Here is an 18,396-nt window from a genome sequence, read left to right as displayed (position 1 = left end):
GAAATTCAAGACAAAGCAGCGGCCCACTTTTCAAGAAGGTGTAGTTGCGATGAAACGTGTAGGTCTGATCGGTTGGCGCGGCATGGTCGGTTCCGTGCTCATGCAGCGGATGCTGGAAGAGCAGGATTTCGATCTTATCGAGCCGGTGTTTTTCACCACTTCCAACGTCGGTGGCCAAGGCCCGTCCGTGGGCAAGGACATTGCTCCGCTCAAGGACGCTTACAGCATTGATGAGCTGAAGACCCTCGACGTGATCCTGACCTGCCAGGGCGGCGACTACACCAGCGAAGTGTTCCCGAAGCTGCGCGAAGCCGGCTGGCAGGGTTACTGGATCGACGCGGCCTCGAGCCTGCGGATGAACGACGACGCCGTCATCATCCTCGACCCGGTCAACCGCAAGGTCATCGACCAGCAGCTCGACGCGGGCACCAAGAACTACATCGGCGGCAACTGCACCGTCAGCCTGATGCTGATGGGCCTGGGCGGTCTGTTCGAGGCCGGTCTGGTCGAGTGGATGAGCGCCATGACCTATCAGGCGGCCTCCGGTGCCGGCGCGCAGAACATGCGTGAACTGATCAAGCAGATGGGCGCGACCCACGCCGCTGTCGCCGATCAACTGGCTGATCCGGCCAGCGCGATCCTCGACATCGACCGCCGTGTGGCCGAAGCCATGCGCAGCGACGCGTACCCGACCGAAAACTTCGGCGTACCGCTGGCCGGCAGCCTGATCCCGTGGATCGACAAGGAACTGCCGAACGGCCAGAGCCGCGAAGAGTGGAAGGCCCAGGCCGAGACCAACAAGATCCTCGGTCGCTTCAAGAGCCCGATCCCGGTCGACGGTATCTGCGTGCGCATCGGCGCCATGCGTTGCCACAGCCAGGCGCTGACCATCAAGCTGAACAAAGACGTGCCGATCGCCGACATCGAAGGGCTGATCAGCCAGCACAACCCTTGGGTCAAACTGGTGCCAAACCAGCGCGAAATCAGCATGCAGGAGCTGAGCCCGACGAAAGTCACCGGCACCCTGAACGTACCGGTCGGTCGTCTGCGCAAGCTGAACATGGGTTCGCAGTTCGTCGGTGCCTTCACCGTCGGCGACCAACTGCTGTGGGGTGCGGCCGAACCGCTGCGTCGCATGCTGCGGATCCTGCTTGAGCGTTGATCGCGTGACGCGATGAAAGAACCCGCGCCTTGCAAGAGGCGCGGGTTTTTTTTTGCCTGCATGGCGGCCACCCGGTAAAGTGCCGCTCCCCCCGTTTCGCCAGAGGCAGCACCATGACCCAGACCCTTGATATTGCCGTGATCGGCGCCACCGGTACTGTCGGCGAAACCCTTGTGCAGATTCTCGAAGAGCGCGACTTTCCGGTCGGCACCTTGCACCTGTTGGCCAGCAGCGAATCCGCCGGCAGCTCGGTGCTGTTTCGCAACAAGAACGTAAGAGTGCGCGAAGTCGACGAGTTCGATTTCAGCAAGGTCAAGCTGGCGTTCTTCGCCGCCGGCCCGGCCATCACCCTGAGTTACGCCGCTCGCGCTCACGCGGCGGGTTGCTCGCTGGTCGATCTGTCCGGCGCGTTGCCGGCGGATCAGGCGCCGCAAGTGGTGCCGGAAGCCAATGCCGAGGTGCTGGCTGGTTTGAAAATGCCGTTCCAGGTCAGCAGCCCAAGCCCGTCGGCCACGACGCTGGCTGTGGTGTTGGCACCGCTGCTCGATTTGATCGAGCTGCAATATGTGCATGTCACCGCCAATCTGGCTGTCTCCGCCCAAGGCCGCGAAGCGGTGACCGAGCTGGCTCGCCAGACCGCCGAGTTGCTGAACATGCGTCCGCTGGAGCCGACATTCTTCGACCGGCAGATGGCTTTCAACTTGCTGGCTCAGGTCGGTACGCCTGACGCTCAAGGCCACACGCTGCTGGAAAAACGTCTGGTGCGCGAACTGCGTCAGGTGCTGGCCAAGCCTTTATTAAAGATTTCCGCAACTTGCGTTCAAGCCCCGGTGTTTTTTGGCGATAGCTTTAGCGTGACCTTGCAGTCAGCGAGCACGGTCGACCTGGAAAAGGTCAATGCCGCCCTTGAAGCCGCTGACGGCATCGAACTGGTTGAAGCCGGTGATTATCCGACCGCCGTCGGTGACGCGGTGGGCCAGGACGTGGTCTATGTCGGACGGGTGCGTAGCGGTGTCGACGAGCCGTCGGAACTAAATCTGTGGCTGACGTCAGATAACGTACGCAAAGGTGCGGCCCTCAACGCGGTGCAAGTGGCCGAGTTGTTGATAAAAGGCCTGCTGTAAAAGATACTTGGCAACAATTTGTCGACTGATTCTAGCCGGGCGCTATGCTTGGCCAGATCACTTGATGACGTAACACCCTCCGGGACTTTCCGGGGCATCAAAGAAATGATCGCGCGCGGCATGCTGTCGTCGTCGCGCGCAATGCCTTACGGCAGCGACAATCAACATCTTCTCGCTGGCCGAGGAACGTTCAAACAAAGGAAGAGGCTATGGTTCAAGTTCGCAAACTGGTGTTAGCAATAGCGGCCGCCTCGGCGCTGTCCTCCGGTATGGCGCATGCCCTCGGGCTCGGGGAGCTGACCCTGAAGTCGACCCTGAACCAGCCGCTGGTGGCGGAAATCGAGCTGCTCGATGTCAAGGATCTGACCGCTGCCGAAGTGGTACCGAGCCTGGCCTCGCCGGAAGATTTCGCCAAGGCCGGTGTCGATCGCCAGGCCTTCCTCAATGATCTGACTTTCACCCCGGTGCTCAACGCCAGCGGCAAAAGCGTGCTGCGTATTACCTCGAGCAAACCGCTGTCGGAACCGATGGTGAAATTCCTCGTGCAGGTGATGTGGCCTAACGGTCGACTGCTGCGCGATTACAGCGTGCTGCTGGATCCGTCGAAGTTCTCGCCGCAGACAGCCGATGCCGCCGCTCAACCGGCGCCGACGCAAACCATCACCGCGCCGACCACGGGTGCAACACATTCGACCCATACCACCACGCCACGCGACACCCTGTGGGAAATCGCAGCGAAGGCGCGTACTGGCGGTTCGGTCCAGCAGACCATGCTGGCGATTCAGGCCCTGAACCCGGATGCGTTCATCGGCGGCAACATCAACCGCTTGAAAACCGGTCAGGTGCTGCGTCTGCCGGATGAGGTGCAAAGCACCGCGCTGCCGCAATCCAAAGCCATTGCCGAAGTGGCCGCGCAGAACGAGGCCTGGCGTCAGGGTCGTCGTTATGTGGCCAAGCCAGGCACCGGTCAGCAACAGCTTGATGCAACCAACCGTGGCCGCGCCAACACCGGTCCTGCCAAGAATGCCAAGGACAACCTGAGCCTGGTCTCGGCTGAAGGTGCCAAGGGTCGCGGCAAGGGCCCGGCCGGCGACGCCAAGGCCTTGAGCAACAAACTGGCGGTGACCCAGGAAAGCCTCGACACGACCCGTCGTGACAATGCGGAACTGAAAAGCCGCATGACCGATCTGCAAAGTCAGCTGGACAAGCTGCAACGCCTGATCGAACTGAAGAACAATCAACTGGCGAAGTTGCAGGCCGAAGGTTCCGCCACTGCGCCGGCTCCCGCAGCCGCCGCACCTGCGGTTGCCCCGGTTCCGGCGATCACCGCCGAACTGGCCGCCACGCCACCCGCCACCCCGGCAGAAGCTGCACCTGTCGCGCCTGCGCCGGAAGCCGTTGCGCCAGCACCGGTTGAGCCGGTAGTCGAGCCGAAGCCTGCCGCCGATGACGAGAAAACCTTCAACGAACTGCTGACCAACCCGATCCTGCTGGGTCTGGTGGGCGGTGGTGCGGTGGTGCTGTTGCTTCTGTTGTTGCTGCTGGCTCGCCGCCGCAAGGCTCAGCAGGAAGCTGAAAAGCACCTGCGCATGGCTCGGGCACTGGAGGAGCAATCGTTCGCGCCTGAACTCGATCTGCCGGAAAGCAGCTTCGAAGGCCTGGAAGTGCCGGCAGCGAGCGTCAAACTCACGCCTGCACCAGCAGCGGCGCCTGTTGCCGCTGCGGTGGTGGCTCCGGTCGTGATGGCCGAGCCGATCGCCGCGCCGCTGGTGGCCCCGGCGGCCGAGCGTTCCGACGACGTGCTGGACAAGGCGCAGTCGCACATCGACGGCGGTCGTCTGAATCAGGCCGCCGCATTGCTGGAAGAGGGCGTCAGCCTGGAGCCGCAGCGCAGTGACCTGCGTCTGAAGCTGATGGAAGTCTACGGTCGCCAGGGTGATCGCGATGCCTTCGTCGGTCAGGAGCGTCAACTGGTCGCCAACGGCGATAACTTTGCCAAGGTCGAAGAGCTGAAAAGCCGCTTCCCTGCCATGGCGGTTGTTGCGGCGAGCGGTCTGGCCGCTGCTGCCATTGCTGCTGAGCTGGACGCGGAATACGTCAAGGACCTGCTGCTCGACGAGCCTGAAGTGCCTGAAGCGCCTGCTGCCGCGGAAGACGATCTGGACAGCGCTTTCGACCTGAGCCTGGATGATCTCGACAACATCACACCGGTGGAGCCTGTTGCACCGGTGGCGGCTGTCGAGCCTGAAGCGCCGGTTGAGCTGGACGAGTTCCCGGCGGATGACGATCTGAGCTTCGAGTCGGTTCTGCAGCAGCAGACCGAGATCAAGGAAAACCTCGACGATCTGTCTGACTTCGACCTGGATCTGGATCTGGGTGCCGATCCTGCGCCTGTGCCGGTTGAACTGGCTGACGACGACTTCCTGCTGGATCTGGACGAAGGCGTGAAGGATCTTGCGCCGGTCGAGCCGCCGGTTGTGGTCGAGCCTCCACTGGATGATCTGGAACTGCCAGCCGATTTCGACCTGTCTCTGGCTGACGAAATGGATGCCGCGCCGGCCGAGCCGGATGCATTCGCGGCCGAGCTGGATGACGTCAACGCTGAACTGGATCGTCTGTCGGGCAGCATCAACGAGCCAAGCTTCACTGAGGCCGATGCTGCGTTGGGTGGCGATCTGGGTGAGGATGACTTTGACTTCCTCGCTGGCACCGACGAAGCTGCCACCAAACTCGATCTGGCGCAGGCCTACATCGACATGGGCGACAACGACGGCGCGCGCGACATCCTCAAGGAAGTGCTCAGCGAAGGTGACGACAAGCAGAAGAACGAAGCGAAGGAAATGCTTTCGCATCTGGCCTGAGTCAGCGTTCAGCGGTAAATAAAACGGCAGCCCTTCGAGGCTGCCGTTTTTGTTTGGGTCTGGTATCCCCGGTTCGCCGCCTTATAATGCCCGCCTTTGTAGATCAGCAGGCTGTCCCGACTTGGCAAACATAGATAACCCGGCCGCCGAAATGGCCCCCGAAGGCTTTTTCCGCGTCGCACTGGGCGTTGAATACAAGGGTTCGCGCTACAGCGGCTGGCAGCGCCAGTCCACAGGCGTGCTCACCGTGCAGGAAACCCTGGAAAAAGCCTTGTCGAAGGTCGCCAATTCGCCGATCTCGCTGCAATGCGCCGGGCGCACGGACGCCGGCGTGCATGCCTGCGGGCAAGTCGTGCATTTCGACACCCAGGTCGATCGTTCGCTGAAAGCCTGGGTCATGGGCGCCAACATCAATTTGCCCCATGACATCAGTGTCAGCTGGGCGAAGGTCATGCCGGCGCACTTTCATGCGCGATTCAAGGCCATTGCCCGGCGTTACCGCTACGTGATCTACAACGATCAGATCCGCCCGGCGCATCTCAATGAAGAAATCACCTGGAATCACCGTCCGCTGGACGTGGAGCGCATGGCCGAGGCTGCGCAGTACCTGATCGGTACCCATGATTTCAGCGCGTTCCGTGCCGGCCAGTGCCAGGCGAAATCGCCGATCAAGAAGATGCATCACTTGCGCGTGACCCGTCACGGCAAAATGATCGTGCTGGACATCCGCGCCAACGCTTTCCTGCACCACATGGTGCGCAACATCGCCGGGGTGTTGATGACGATCGGTGCCGGCGAGCGCTCGCCGGAGTGGATGAAGGAAGTGCTGGAGAGTCGCGAGCGGCGCTCCGGCGGTGTCACGGCGCATCCGTTCGGGCTGTATCTGGTGCAGGTCGAGTACCACGACGAGTTCCCGATGCCCGAGCGTTTCATCGGGCCACATTTCCTTACGGGTTTCTCGGAACTTGACGGCTGACGCCCTCGAATGCATTTGTTACCATCCGGGACTTTCCCGGATTTGCCCTGAGGTTTTTATCGACATGTCGGCCGTTCGCAGCAAGATTTGCGGGATTACCCGCATAGAAGATGCGTTGGCAGCCGTCGAGGCCGGGGCCGATGCCATCGGGTTTGTGTTCTACGCTAAGAGTCCACGGGCGGTAACCGTTCAGCAGGCGCGCGCGATCATCGCTGCATTGCCGCCGTTCGTGACCACGGTCGGGCTGTTCGTCAATGCCAGTCGCTGCGAGCTCGGGGAAATCCTCGATGCCGTGCCGCTGGATCTACTGCAATTTCACGGTGATGAATCCGTCGCCGACTGCGAAGGCTGGCACCGGCCTTATATCAAGGCCCTGCGGGTCAAGGCGGGCGATGACATCGCCGCCGCCTGCGATGCCTACCCGAGCGCCAGTGGCGTGCTGCTCGATACGTATGTTGAGGGCGTGCCCGGTGGAACCGGCGAGGCGTTCGACTGGTCATTGATTCCGCAGGGTTTGAGCAAACCGTTGATTCTGGCCGGCGGGCTGACACCGGAGAACGTCGCCGATGCCGTTGCCCGGGTGCGGCCATACGCGGTGGATGTCAGCGGTGGGGTAGAGGCGAGCAAGGGCATCAAGGATCACGCAAAGATTCGGGCGTTCATCAACGCCGTACGTTGATGTGACGGCTGGCAGACTGCCGCCGTCCACAGCTCTGTAGAAAAGAGGCTGAGGGTCTTTTCGGGTTGTACGCAGGTCAGTTCCGCTGACCCGGCAGCCCAGACGATCATCGCCACACATGAATTTAGCTGAAGGGCATACGCGGGGCCGCGAACCAGAGCGTTCGGGCCGCCGGTACTGGAGAAAGAAAGCATGAGCAACTGGTTGGTAGACAAGCTGATCCCTTCGATCATGCGTTCGGAGGTCAAGAAGAGCTCGGTGCCTGAAGGTCTGTGGCACAAATGCCCGTCCTGCGAGGCTGTGCTGTATCGTCCGGAGCTGGAAAAGACCCTGGACGTTTGCCCTAAATGCAACCACCACATGCGCATCGGCGCACGTGCGCGCATCGACATTTTCCTGGATGCCGAAGGCCGTGCCGAACTGGGCGCTGACCTGGAGCCGGTTGACCGTCTGAAGTTCCGCGACGGCAAGAAGTACAAGGATCGTCTGACCGCTGCCCAGAAGCAGACCGGCGAGAAAGACGCACTGATTTCCATGAGCGGCACCCTGCTGGGCATGCCGGTGGTGGTTTCGGCGTTCGAATTCAGCTTCATGGGCGGTTCCATGGGCGCCATCGTCGGTGAGCGCTTCGTGCGCGCCGCCAACTACGCCCTGGAAAACCGTTGCCCGATGATCTGCTTCTCCGCCTCCGGTGGCGCGCGGATGCAGGAAGCCCTGATCTCGCTGATGCAGATGGCCAAGACGTCGGCCGTACTGGCGCGTCTGCGTGAAGAAGGCATTCCGTTCATCTCCGTGCTGACCGATCCGGTCTACGGCGGCGTTTCCGCCAGTCTGGCAATGCTCGGCGACGTCATCGTCGGTGAGCCGAAAGCCCTGATAGGCTTCGCCGGTCCGCGCGTGATCGAGCAGACCGTTCGCGAAAAACTGCCGGAAGGTTTCCAGCGCAGCGAGTTCCTGCTGGAGCACGGTGCAATCGACCTGATCATCGACCGTCGTGAACTGCGTCCACGTCTGGGTAATCTGCTGGCGCAACTGACCGGCAAGCCGACCCCGACCTTCGTTGCTGCGCCGATCGAGCCGATCGTCGTTCCGCCGGTGCCTGCCAACGTATGACCGAGCGCACCCTTGGCGAGTGGCTCGCCTACCTCGAGCAGTTGCATCCATCGGCCATCGACATGGGGCTGGAACGTTCGCAACAGGTAGCGTCCCGCATGGGGCTGGGCCAGCCGGCGCCTCGGGTGATTACGGTCACCGGCACCAACGGCAAGGGTTCGACCTGCGCTTTCGTGGCTTCGTTGCTGCGGGCGCAGGGTCTGAGCGTTGGTGTCTACAATTCTCCGCATCTGCTGCGTTACAACGAGCGGGTGCAGCTCAATGGCGTCGAAGCCACTGATGCACAGCTGTGCGAAGCCTTCGCGGCGGTCGAGGCCGGGCGGGGCGAGACTTCCCTGACTTACTTCGAAATGGGCACCCTGGCGGCGTTCTGGCTGTTTCAACAGGCCGGGCTCGATGCGGTGGTGCTTGAAGTCGGTCTGGGCGGGCGTCTGGACACGGTCAACGTGGTCGATGCCGACATCGCGCTGGTCACCAGCATCGGTGTTGATCATGCCGATTACCTGGGCAATACCCGCGAATCCGTGGCCTTCGAGAAGGCCGGCATTTTCCGTCAGGGCAAACCTGCACTGTGCGGCGATCTGAATCCTCCACAACCTTTGCTGGACAAGGCGCGCGAGCTTGCTTGCCCGTTCTTCCTGCGTGGGCGCGATTTCGATCTCGGCATCACTGATCAATTCTGGCAGTGGCGTGGCACTGATGCTGACGGTCAGGTCGTAGAGCTGCGTGATTTGCCGCTGCTTGACCTGCCGATGGAAAATGCCGCGCTGGCCTTGCAGGCTTATCTGCTGCTCGGGTTGCCTTGGGATGCTCAACAGATTGTTGCGGCTTTGCGGGCGACTCGCGTGGTCGGTCGTCTTGATCGCCGTTCGTTCGAATGGAATGGCAAGCGCCTGAACCTGTTGCTGGATGTCGGTCATAACCCGCATGCGGCGGAGTACCTGGCCCGGCGTCTGGCTGCTCGTCCACCGGTCGGCAAGCGCCTGGCCGTGTTCGGCCTGTTGGCGGACAAGGATCTGGACGGTGTGGTCGGTGAATTGAATGCCAGCGTCCAGCATTGGGCGGTGGCGCCGCTGGATTCGCCGCGTGCGCGTCCGGTGGCTGAATTGAATCAGGCATTGCAGAACCTTGGCGCCTCGGTCACGTCTTATGACAGCGTGGCGGCCGCTCTGGAAGGGCAGTGCGCAGTGGCCACCAGCGACGACGAGATCTTGCTGTTCGGATCATTTTATTGTGTCGCCGAGGCCCTTGAATGGCTGTCTCGGCGCTCCACGGAGGAAGCAGCAAATGGCTTTGCTGGATAAGGCGTACAAGCAACGCATGGTCGGTGCCCTGGTGCTGGTGGCGCTGGCGGTGATTTTCCTGCCGATGCTGTTTTCCCGTCAGGACGAACAACGTCAGGTGACCGTCGAGGCGCCGGCTGCACCGCAGACACCCGCCGTGGCGCAGATCCAGATGGAGACAGTGGCAGTGCCTGAGCCGCAGGTTCTGCCGCAAGAGCCTGTACCGAGCGATGACGAAGTTGCCGAGCAGGCGGCGCCAGCGGCACCGATTGCGCCTGCGCCTGCAGCTCCGGTTCCTGCGCCCGTAGCCAAGCCGGTTGCGGTTGCTCCGGCGCCTGCTCCGGTGGCCAAGCCTGCCGCAGCCCCGGCCCAGCCGATCGCTGCGCTGTCCGCCAAACCGGATACCACCCAGAGTCGCGTCGACGCCAATGGCCTGTCAGTGAGCTGGTCGGTGCAGTTGGCCAGTCTGTCGAGCCGCGCCAGCGCCGAAAGCCTGCAGAAGACCCTGCGCAGTCAGGGCTACAACGCTTACATCCGTTCCGCCGATGGCAAGAACCGGGTGTTCGTCGGTCCGCTGATCGAGCGCGCCGAAGCCGATCGTTTGCGCGATTTGTTGAGTCGCCAGCAGAACCTCAAGGGGTTTGTGGTGCGCTTCCAGCCCGAGCGTGGCTGAAAACTATCACCTCGATTGAAATGCACTGACATTCGCAGCTTACCGACAGCCCTGCGCTCTGCTAAAATGCGCCGCCTTATCCGTCTGTAGGCTGCACTGTGCCATTTACCTGGGTTGACTGGGCGATCGTTGCAATCATCGCCATCTCCGCATTGATCAGTTTGAGCCGCGGCTTCGTCAAAGAAGCATTGTCGCTGGTGACCTGGATCATCGCAGGAGCTGTTGCCTGGATGTTCGGTGGCTCATTGTCCGAGTACCTCGCCGGATACATTCAAACGCCATCGGCTCGTGTGATCACGGGCTGTGCCATCATGTTTGTCGCCACACTGATCGTGGGCGCAATGATCAATTATCTTATCGGCGAGTTGGTTCGCGTCACCGGGTTGTCCGGGACCGATCGATTCCTCGGCATGGCCTTCGGCGCTGCGCGTGGCGTGTTGCTGGTGGTCGTGGCGGTCGGGCTGTTGAGCCTGGGGCCGGTACAGCAGGACGGGTGGTGGAAAGAATCACAGCTCGTGCCAAAGTTTCTATTGGTCGCAGACTGGTCCAAGAACCTGATTCTCGGGTGGAGCAGTCAGTGGCTTGCCAGCGGAATCAGCGTACCCGCTGATATTCCGTTCAAGGAGCAACTCTTGCCGTCGGCCAAAACGCCTCAGTGAGTGTTGTTCAGTTCAGATCCATTAAGTAGGGGTTGCGTCGCATGTGTGGCATCGTCGGTATCGTCGGTAAGTCGAACGTCAATCAGGCGCTGTATGACGCGCTAACCGTGCTCCAGCACCGCGGCCAGGACGCTGCCGGTATCGTGACCAGCCATGATGGCCGGTTGTTCTTGCGCAAGGACAATGGCCTGGTGCGTGACGTGTTTCAGCAGCGTCACATGCAGCGCCTGGTCGGCCACATGGGTATCGGTCACGTCCGTTACCCGACTGCCGGCAGCTCGACGTCGGCCGAGGCCCAGCCGTTCTACGTCAACTCGCCGTACGGCATCACCCTGGCGCACAACGGTAACCTGACCAACGTTGAGCAGTTGGCCAAAGAGATCTACGAATCCGATCTGCGTCACGTCAACACCAGCTCCGACTCGGAAGTGCTGCTCAACGTGTTCGCCCACGAACTGGCCCAGCGCGGCAAGTTGCAGCCGACTGAAGAAGACGTGTTTGCTGCGGTGACCGACGTGCACAACCGTTGTGTCGGTGGTTACGCGGTCGTGGCGATGGTGACCGGTTACGGCATCGTCGGCTTCCGTGATCCTCACGGCATCCGCCCGATCGTGTTCGGCCAGCGTCACACCGACGAAGGCGTCGAGTACATGATCGCTTCCGAAAGCGTTTCGCTCGACGTGCTCGGCTTCACCCTGATTCGCGACCTGGCACCGGGCGAAGCGGTCTACATCACTGAAGACGGCAAGCTGCACACCCGTCAGTGCGCGACCAACCCGTCCCTGACGCCGTGCATCTTCGAACACGTCTACCTGGCGCGTCCGGATTCGATCATCGACGGCGTGTCGGTCTACAAGGCCCGTCTGCGCATGGGTGAGAAGCTGGCCGAGAAGATTCTGCGCGAACGTCCTGAGCACGACATCGACGTGGTTATCCCGATTCCGGACACCAGTCGTACTGCCGCACTCGAGCTGGCGAACCATCTGGGCGTGAAATTCCGCGAAGGCTTCGTCAAGAACCGTTACATCGGCCGTACCTTCATCATGCCTGGCCAGGCTGCGCGCAAGAAATCGGTACGCCAGAAGCTCAATGCCATCGAGCTGGAATTCCGCGGCAAGAACGTGATGCTGGTGGATGACTCGATCGTTCGCGGCACCACCTGTAAGCAGATCATCCAGATGGCCCGCGAAGCCGGCGCGAAAAACGTCTACTTCTGCTCGGCCGCTCCGGCTGTGCGCTTCCCGAACGTGTACGGCATCGACATGCCGAGCGCTCACGAGCTGATCGCGCACAATCGTTCGACTCAGGATGTCGCTGACCTGATCGGCGCTGACTGGCTGATCTATCAGGACCTGCCTGACTTGATCGAAGCGGTCGGCGGCGGCAAGATCAAGATCGAAAACTTCGATTGCGCAGTGTTCGACGGCAAGTACGTCACCGGCGACGTCGATGAGGCTTACCTGAACAAGATCGAACAGGCACGCAACGATGCCTCGAAGGTCAAGACCCAGGCGGTCAGTGCGATCATCGATCTGTACAACAACTGAGTTTCAACCGGCCCTTAGGGGCCGGTTTTGTATCTGGCAAAAGACTTTTATTTATCGAGAACAGGGCAAGGAGTGACAGCATGAGTCAGGAATGGGATGCCGGTCGGCTGGACAGCGACCTTGAAGGCGTAGCGTTCGATACCCTGGCCGTACGTGCCGGTCAGCACCGTACGCCGGAAGGCGAGCACGGTGATCCGATGTTCTTCACTTCCAGCTACGTGTTCCGTACCGCCGCCGACGCCGCTGCGCGGTTTGCCGGGGAAGTGCCGGGTAACGTTTACTCGCGTTATACCAATCCGACCGTTCGCTCGTTCGAAGAGCGCATTGCTGCGCTGGAAGGCGCCGAACAAGCCGTAGCCACGGCGACTGGCATGGCCGCGATCATGGCGGTGGTGATGAGTCTGTGCAGTGCCGGCGATCATGTGCTGGTGTCGCGTAGCGTGTTCGGTTCGACCATCAGCCTGTTCGAGAAGTACTTCAAGCGTTTCGGCGTGGAAGTCGATTACGTTCCGCTGGCCGATCTGTCGGCCTGGGATGCGGCGATCAAGTCCAACACCAAACTGCTGTTCGTCGAGTCGCCGTCCAACCCGCTGGCTGAGCTGGTGGATATCACCGCGCTGTCGGAAATCGCTCACGCCAAGGGCGCGATGCTGGTGGTCGACAACTGCTTCTGCACGCCGGCGTTGCAGCAGCCGCTGAAGTTGGGCGCAGACATCGTTGTGCATTCGGCCACCAAGTTCATCGATGGCCAGGGTCGTTGCATGGGCGGCGTGGTTGCCGGTCGCAGCGAGCAGATGAAAGAAATCGTCGGCTTCCTGCGTACCGCCGGGCCAACCCTGAGCCCGTTCAACGCCTGGATCTTCCTCAAGGGTCTGGAAACCCTGAATCTGCGGATGAAGGCGCACTGTGCCAACGCCCAGCAACTGGCCGAGTGGCTGGAGCAGCAGGACGGCATCGAAAAAGTGCATTACGCCGGTCTCAAGAGCCATCCGCAGCACGAACTGGCCCAGCGTCAGCAGAAGGGCTTCGGTGCGGTGGTCAGCTTCGAGGTGAGGGGTGGCAAAGAGGGCGCTTGGCGCTTTATCGATGCGACCCGGTTGATTTCGATCACCGCCAACCTGGGTGACAGCAAGACCACCATCACTCACCCGAGCACCACGTCCCACGGCCGTCTGGCGCCGCAGGAGCGTGAAGCGGCGGGGATTCGTGACAGCCTGATCCGCATCGCGGTCGGTCTGGAAGACGTCGCTGACCTGCAAGCCGATCTGGCGCGCGGTCTGGCGGCGTTGTGATCGAGTTGTCCACTCCGAAGACGGGCACCCATGGCCGCGTTGCGCTGGTCACGGGTGCCGCTCGCGGAATCGGGCTGGGGATCGCGGCGTGGCTGATCAGCGAAGGCTGGCAGGTGGTGCTGTCGGATCTGGATCGGGTGCGTGGTTCCAAAGTGGCGAAAGTGCTGGGTGAGAATGCCTGGTTCATCGCCATGGACGTGGCGGATGAAAGCCAGGTGGCGCTCGGCGTCGCTGAAGTGTTGGGGCAATTCGGTCGTCTGGATGCGTTGGTGTGCAACGCGGCGGTGGCCGATCCGCACAACATCACGCTGGAAAGCCTGGATCTGGCCTACTGGAATCGGGTGCTGGCAGTGAATCTCAGTGGTCCGATGTTGCTGGCCAAGCATTGTGCGCCGTATCTGCGGGCGCACAACGGGGCGATCGTCAATCTGGCCTCGACCCGTGCGGCGCAATCGGAACCTGATACCGAAGCCTATGCGGCGAGCAAGGGCGGCTTGCTGGCGTTGACTCACGCACTGGCGATCAGCCTCGGGCCGGAGATTCGCGTCAATGCGGTCAGTCCGGGCTGGATCGATGCGCGGGATCCCTCTGCGCGCCGCGCCGAGCCTCTGACCGATATCGATCATGCCCAGCATCCGGCGGGCAGGGTAGGGACGGTCGAGGACGTGGCGGCGATGGTGGCCTGGCTGCTGTCGAAGAATGCCGGGTTTGTGACGGGGCAGGAATTCGTGGTCGACGGCGGCATGACCAAGAAGATGATCTACTCGGAATGACATGTTTTTGTCTTTTTGAGAAAAACTTCAATCCTGCTATTGACTTAGGTTCGCTACCTGCGTAAATTTCGCGGCCTCGGAGATGCAAACGGGTGATTAGCTCAGCTGGGAGAGCGTCTGCCTTACAAGCAGAATGTCGGCGGTTCGATCCCGTCATCACCCACCACTCCCCGAGAAACTTGCGAAAGCAAGAGGTAGGCTGAAAGTGCCTCCACCGACGCGCAGCGGTAGTTCAGTCGGTTAGAATACCGGCCTGTCACGCCGGGGGTCGCGGGTTCGAGTCCCGTCCGCTGCGCCATATTTAACGAGTCAGACACTGTCTGGTTCGCGATTGAAAAGCACCGAAGCTTTCAGTCAAACGAGTTACTTGAGCGTCAGCTCAAAGCGATACGCAGCGGTAGTTCAGTCGGTTAGAATACCGGCCTGTCACGCCGGGGGTCGCGGGTTCGAGTCCCGTCCGCTGCGCCATATCTGTTTCAAGGACCACTGAACGCCTTGAAACACCGAAAGCAACCTTTGGTTGATTCGGAATCGATAGCAAAGACCCTGGTCGAAAGACCGGGGTTTTTTGTGTCTGAAATTTGACCTCTCCAAAACTCCTCTTTTTGTTGTCCTGCAACGAACGCAGCTGTGGCTCGTTCGATGCCGCCGGACAGTCTCCCCTGCGTCCATGGGTCGCTGCGATGCGATGTCGCATTGATTTTTGATTCTTTAGTCAGATTTTTGTAACTGGTTGTTTGCTGCGAGCGCAGAAACCTTTAAAGTTAACCTTTCGGTCAGCTTTGCACTGTCATCACGTCCTTTGTTTAGCCAAAAAGGGCTTCTGCAAGACTCGAGATTCCCAGTAGATAACCAGAAGGGCGGATCCATAACCGCCCAGAGGATGATCCATGTCCAACCGTGAAATATCCCGGCGCTCGTTCCTTCAGGGCGGGCTGGTGGCGGGTGTGAGCGTTACGCTCACGCCGCTCAGCAGTCAGGCGCTGGCTGCCTTGATGGAAAACAGCGTGACCGTGCCGTCCGAGCAGTGGCTCGGCAACAACGGCAAGGCGCGCCAGCGTAACGATGCCTTGTCCAAGGTCTGCGGCAGCAAGGTGTTTGCCCGCGACATCCGCTCCAAGGACATGCCGGGCTGGCCCCAGCAGCAAGGCCACGCCATGTTGCTGAAAACCATCAAGGCCGACCGAATCTACGATGGCTATGACCTGTCGTGGCTCGGCGCCGATTTGCAGCCTGATCGCATCGTCACCGCTGCCGACCTGGACAAGGACGGCATCGTATTCCCGGAAGAGCACGCTCCGGATCCGTTGCTGCCTGAGGGCAAGGTGCCGATGTTCATCGGTCACCCGGTGGCCATCCTGATCTGGAACGATTTCGAGCGTTTCCGTCAGGCCAAGAACAAACTCAAATTCAATGACAAAGCGATTCGTTACGGTGCGCAAGTGCCGTTCTACGAAGGCGATCCCTATGGCAGTTTCCGCTACGTGCGCGTCGGTGGCCCGACGTCGGCGGACGAAGACGAGTTCGCCAGCCTCAAGGATTCGATCCTGTTTCCGATGCTGAAAAACCGTCGCCCGGTATGGAATTCCCAGCCGAACCTGCACGGCAACCTGACCGAGCGCGGCCTGTTCTACGCCGACCGCATGAAGAAAGAGATCGACACCCCGCCGGACAACTGGCTGGTGTTCGACGAGCGTTACAAGACCCCGTCTATCGAGCCTGCTGCGATGGAGCCGGACAACGGCAACGGCTGGTACGACCCTGCGACCAAGACCCTGCATTTCGTCGTCGCCACCCAGTGCCCGCTGGAGGCTGCAACCGAGACCGCGAAGATGATCTCGCCGTCGCGCTTCGGCCTGGCCAGCCTGAACATGCACCCGGGCTACACCGTCGGTTACGGTTCCAAGGACCACAACATTTTCGTCTACTACGCGGCCCTGGCGGCGTTGTATGGCGCGGGTGTGCCGATTCGCCTGGCCAACGACCGCTACGAGCAGTTCCAGAGCGGCATCAAGCGTCACCCGTTCGACATTCGTTACCAGTTGGCGGTGGACAAGACCGACCACAGCTTCAAGATTTTCCGCGCCGAAATGAGCGTCGATGGTGGCGGTCGGATCAACTACAGCCCGTCGGTGGCTGCGGTTGGCGCAACGGCGGCTCAGTCGATCTACTACATGCCGCAGAACGATCTGCAAGTTACCGCTTACCACTCCCGCGGGGTTGAAGCGGGTTCGATGCGCGGCTACGGCACGCTACAGAGCATGGCTTCCACCGAAATGATGGTCGACGAAATCGCCGACCGCCTCGGTGTCGATGCGATCGATCTGCGTCGCAAGAACGCGCTGCGTTCGGGGATGAAAAACACCCAGGGCGCGATCCCGGCCGGTGCGCTGCGCCTGCACGAGATTCTCGACAAGGCTTCACTGCACGAAGTCTGGAAGAACCGCGACGCGATCAAGAAACAGCGTGAAGCGGCGGATCCGGACAACTGGTATGGCGTGGGTTTCGCCATTTGCCAGAAAGACTTCGGCACCGGTTCCGAAGCGCCGATGGCCAGCATCGAATTCACCGCTGAAGGGCGCATTTCCCTGCGTCACATCGGTATCGAGATCGGTACCGGCATGTCCACTTCGCAAGCCCTGGTGGTCGCTGATTTCCTCGGCAGCCCGGCGCACGACGTGAAGACCGGCGAGACCGAATGGAAGGAAATGCAGCTGGTCACCGCCGGCAACCCTTACATCATGAGCCAGGCTGAGCAGGACAACTTCCTGCGCAACCCGCGCTGGGTCGGCAAACTGGCTTCAGCCTCGTCCGCGACCAACTCCGCCTACTACTTCAGCCACGCCACCCGTGAAGCGGCGCGCGTGCTGTTTAACCACGGTTTGTGGCCGGCGGCGCTGGAGATCTGGCGTCAGGGCCCGTACGGCGGCCAGGCCAACCCCTACGTGGTGCGTCGCGAAGATGCGCATTGGGTCGACGGCAAACTGACTGCCAACGGTATGCAGCCACTGACTTTCGAAGAACTGGCCAAACATGCTCACGAGCGCGGTCTGGTCACCGCCGCCACGGTCCACGGTTTCAACCGCTGGAGCTGGGCAGAAGCCGAATACAGCATCGACGGCGTACGCGAGCGTCTGCCGCTGGACGGTCTGGCGGTGAAGTACGGCGACGGCGCCCCGAAAGCCAAGAAAGCGCAGATGACCAGCGACGGTTTCCATCTGCTGGATCGGCAGAACATCGCCTATCCGGTGGTTCAGCTGAACAACGCCGCCGTGACCTACTACAGCCCGGTGGCGACGCTGGTCGAGTTGAAGGTCAATAAAGGTTCGGCAGAAGTCGAAGTGCTCAACCATCACTCGTGGCTGGAGTGCGGTCGGGTGCTGGTCGAAGAATTGGTCCGTGGCCAGCTCGAAGGCGGGATCGCCATGGGTATCGGCCACGCCTTGATGGAAGAGATGCCGCTGTACGAAGGCGGGCCGGGGGAGGGTGACTGGAACTTCAACCGTTATCGCCTGCCGATGGCGCGCCACGTGGCGGTGTGGAAGCAGACCGCGGAGATCCTGCCGCCGCTCTCGCCAAGCGACCCGTCCAAAGGCATCGCCGAAGTGGTGATGATCCCGGTGGTTGGCGCCATCGGGAACGCCGTGGCGCACGCCATCGGCAAACGTGTCCGCGATCTTCCAATCACTGCTGCGCGCATCAAGGAGGCCCTCAATGGCTAACCGTCCGCTTCAACTGACCCTCAACGGTCAAACCGTCGGCCCGGTGGACATCCCTGATGACCTGCCGATGATCGACTACCTGCACGAATACAAGAATCTCACCGGTTCGCGCCTGGGCTGTGGCCAGGGCATTTGCCATGCCTGCGTGGTGATCGTCGACAACCCGGACGGCACCAGCGAAGAAGTGCGCACCTGTATCACCGGCGCGCATTACTTCGAAGGCAAGAAAGTCCGCACCATCGAAGGTCATGCCAAGCGTGACGAGCAAGGCCAGGTCACCGAGCTGAACCCGATCCAGCAACGTTTCGTCGATGAATTCGCCTTCCAGTGCAGCTACTGCGCGCCGGGCTTCGTCAACGCCGCGACCGTGCTGGTGGAAAAGCTGCAGCGCCAGCCGATCGTCAAAAGCAAGCTGGAACAAGTTATCGAGGACAGCCTCGGCCATCACGTCTGCCGTTGCACCGGGTACGTGCGTTACTACAACGCCACCCGCAACGTGCTGACCGATCTCGGCCTGGTCAAGGAGGGTTGA

At 61.2% G+C, this 18,396-nt stretch carries 14 protein-coding genes and 3 tRNA genes; all 17 read left to right on the top strand.

Annotated features, from left to right (window positions below):
- Window positions 1–49: 49 nt before the first annotated feature.
- Window positions 50–1,162, top strand: coding sequence for an aspartate-semialdehyde dehydrogenase (gene asd, locus AC1RMX_RS20170; protein WP_064363920.1), 1,113 nt, complete (start codon window positions 50–52; stop codon window positions 1,160–1,162).
- A gap of 113 nt (window positions 1,163–1,275) precedes the next feature.
- Window positions 1,276–2,286 (top strand): aspartate-semialdehyde dehydrogenase, encoded by a 1,011-nt coding sequence (locus AC1RMX_RS20165; RefSeq protein ID WP_493072835.1) that lies wholly within the window; start codon window positions 1,276–1,278, stop codon window positions 2,284–2,286.
- Window positions 2,287–2,495: 209 nt separating this feature from the next.
- On the top strand, window positions 2,496–5,147 hold the full coding sequence (locus AC1RMX_RS20160; RefSeq protein WP_493072833.1) for a motility hub landmark protein FimV: 2,652 nt from the start codon (window positions 2,496–2,498) through the stop codon (window positions 5,145–5,147).
- Window positions 5,148–5,298: 151 nt separating this feature from the next.
- On the top strand, window positions 5,299–6,123 hold the full coding sequence (gene truA / locus AC1RMX_RS20155) for a tRNA pseudouridine(38-40) synthase TruA (protein WP_176504866.1): 825 nt from the start codon (window positions 5,299–5,301) through the stop codon (window positions 6,121–6,123).
- A gap of 64 nt (window positions 6,124–6,187) precedes the next feature.
- Window positions 6,188–6,802, top strand: coding sequence for a phosphoribosylanthranilate isomerase (locus AC1RMX_RS20150; protein WP_096821201.1), 615 nt, complete (start codon window positions 6,188–6,190; stop codon window positions 6,800–6,802).
- A gap of 192 nt (window positions 6,803–6,994) precedes the next feature.
- Window positions 6,995–7,915 (top strand): acetyl-CoA carboxylase, carboxyltransferase subunit beta, encoded by a 921-nt coding sequence (gene accD, locus AC1RMX_RS20145; RefSeq protein WP_096821202.1) that lies wholly within the window; start codon window positions 6,995–6,997, stop codon window positions 7,913–7,915.
- Window positions 7,912–9,219 carry a bifunctional tetrahydrofolate synthase/dihydrofolate synthase gene (gene folC, locus AC1RMX_RS20140; protein WP_493072832.1) on the top strand — a complete coding sequence of 436 codons (1,308 nt, stop codon included), beginning with the start codon at window positions 7,912–7,914 and terminating at the stop codon, window positions 9,217–9,219. The genes accD and folC overlap by 4 nt, the downstream gene beginning before the upstream one ends.
- Window positions 9,203–9,871: an SPOR domain-containing protein gene (locus AC1RMX_RS20135; protein WP_493066257.1), complete on the top strand. Its 669-nt coding sequence runs from the start codon at window positions 9,203–9,205 to the stop codon at window positions 9,869–9,871. Before folC ends, AC1RMX_RS20135 begins: the two co-directional genes overlap by 17 nt.
- A gap of 98 nt (window positions 9,872–9,969) precedes the next feature.
- Complete coding sequence (locus AC1RMX_RS20130; protein WP_007956464.1) at window positions 9,970–10,530, top strand: CvpA family protein; 561 nt, start codon at window positions 9,970–9,972, stop codon at window positions 10,528–10,530.
- A 41-nt stretch (window positions 10,531–10,571) separates the two neighbouring features.
- On the top strand, window positions 10,572–12,077 hold the full coding sequence (purF, locus tag AC1RMX_RS20125; RefSeq protein ID WP_007956466.1) for an amidophosphoribosyltransferase: 1,506 nt from the start codon (window positions 10,572–10,574) through the stop codon (window positions 12,075–12,077).
- An 80-nt stretch (window positions 12,078–12,157) separates the two neighbouring features.
- On the top strand, window positions 12,158–13,369 hold the full coding sequence (locus AC1RMX_RS20120) for an O-succinylhomoserine sulfhydrylase (RefSeq protein WP_493072830.1): 1,212 nt from the start codon (window positions 12,158–12,160) through the stop codon (window positions 13,367–13,369).
- The gene (locus AC1RMX_RS20115) at window positions 13,366–14,142 is read left to right on the top strand and encodes an SDR family oxidoreductase (protein WP_096821206.1); all 777 of its coding nucleotides are present in this window, start codon (window positions 13,366–13,368) and stop codon (window positions 14,140–14,142) included. The genes AC1RMX_RS20120 and AC1RMX_RS20115 overlap by 4 nt, the downstream gene beginning before the upstream one ends.
- Before the next feature lie 90 nt (window positions 14,143–14,232).
- Window positions 14,233–14,308, top strand: a tRNA-Val gene (locus tag AC1RMX_RS20110).
- A gap of 55 nt (window positions 14,309–14,363) precedes the next feature.
- Window positions 14,364–14,440 (top strand) — tRNA-Asp (locus tag AC1RMX_RS20105).
- 93 nt (window positions 14,441–14,533) lie between these two features.
- Window positions 14,534–14,610: transfer RNA gene (locus AC1RMX_RS20100), tRNA-Asp, on the top strand.
- A gap of 422 nt (window positions 14,611–15,032) precedes the next feature.
- Window positions 15,033–17,864, top strand: a complete 2,832-nt coding sequence (locus AC1RMX_RS20095) for a xanthine dehydrogenase family protein molybdopterin-binding subunit (protein WP_493072829.1) — start codon at window positions 15,033–15,035, stop codon at window positions 17,862–17,864.
- Window positions 17,857–18,396: a (2Fe-2S)-binding protein gene (locus tag AC1RMX_RS20090; RefSeq protein ID WP_096821208.1), complete on the top strand. Its 540-nt coding sequence runs from the start codon at window positions 17,857–17,859 to the stop codon at window positions 18,394–18,396. The genes AC1RMX_RS20095 and AC1RMX_RS20090 overlap by 8 nt, the downstream gene beginning before the upstream one ends.

Source organism: Pseudomonas sp. GW822-FHT03F04 (assembly GCF_058801405.1).
The sequence above is the reverse complement of the archived record's forward strand: the minus strand, read 5'-3'. Positions and strand labels throughout refer to the sequence as shown.

Coding starts and splice junctions, on each gene's coding strand:
- accD (WP_096821202.1), top strand. CDS start 6,995: ATGAGCAACTGGTTGGTAGACAAGCTGATCCCTTCGATCATGCGTTCG.
- folC (WP_493072832.1), top strand. CDS start 7,912: ATGACCGAGCGCACCCTTGGCGAGTGGCTCGCCTACCTCGAGCAGTTG.
- AC1RMX_RS20095 (WP_493072829.1), top strand. CDS start 15,033: ATGTCCAACCGTGAAATATCCCGGCGCTCGTTCCTTCAGGGCGGGCTG.
- AC1RMX_RS20160 (WP_493072833.1), top strand. CDS start 2,496: ATGGTTCAAGTTCGCAAACTGGTGTTAGCAATAGCGGCCGCCTCGGCG.
- AC1RMX_RS20150 (WP_096821201.1), top strand. CDS start 6,188: ATGTCGGCCGTTCGCAGCAAGATTTGCGGGATTACCCGCATAGAAGAT.
- AC1RMX_RS20120 (WP_493072830.1), top strand. CDS start 12,158: ATGAGTCAGGAATGGGATGCCGGTCGGCTGGACAGCGACCTTGAAGGC.
- AC1RMX_RS20090 (WP_096821208.1), top strand. CDS start 17,857: ATGGCTAACCGTCCGCTTCAACTGACCCTCAACGGTCAAACCGTCGGC.
- AC1RMX_RS20165 (WP_493072835.1), top strand. CDS start 1,276: ATGACCCAGACCCTTGATATTGCCGTGATCGGCGCCACCGGTACTGTC.
- purF (WP_007956466.1), top strand. CDS start 10,572: ATGTGTGGCATCGTCGGTATCGTCGGTAAGTCGAACGTCAATCAGGCG.
- AC1RMX_RS20135 (WP_493066257.1), top strand. CDS start 9,203: ATGGCTTTGCTGGATAAGGCGTACAAGCAACGCATGGTCGGTGCCCTG.
- asd (WP_064363920.1), top strand. CDS start 50: ATGAAACGTGTAGGTCTGATCGGTTGGCGCGGCATGGTCGGTTCCGTG.
- truA (WP_176504866.1), top strand. CDS start 5,299: ATGGCCCCCGAAGGCTTTTTCCGCGTCGCACTGGGCGTTGAATACAAG.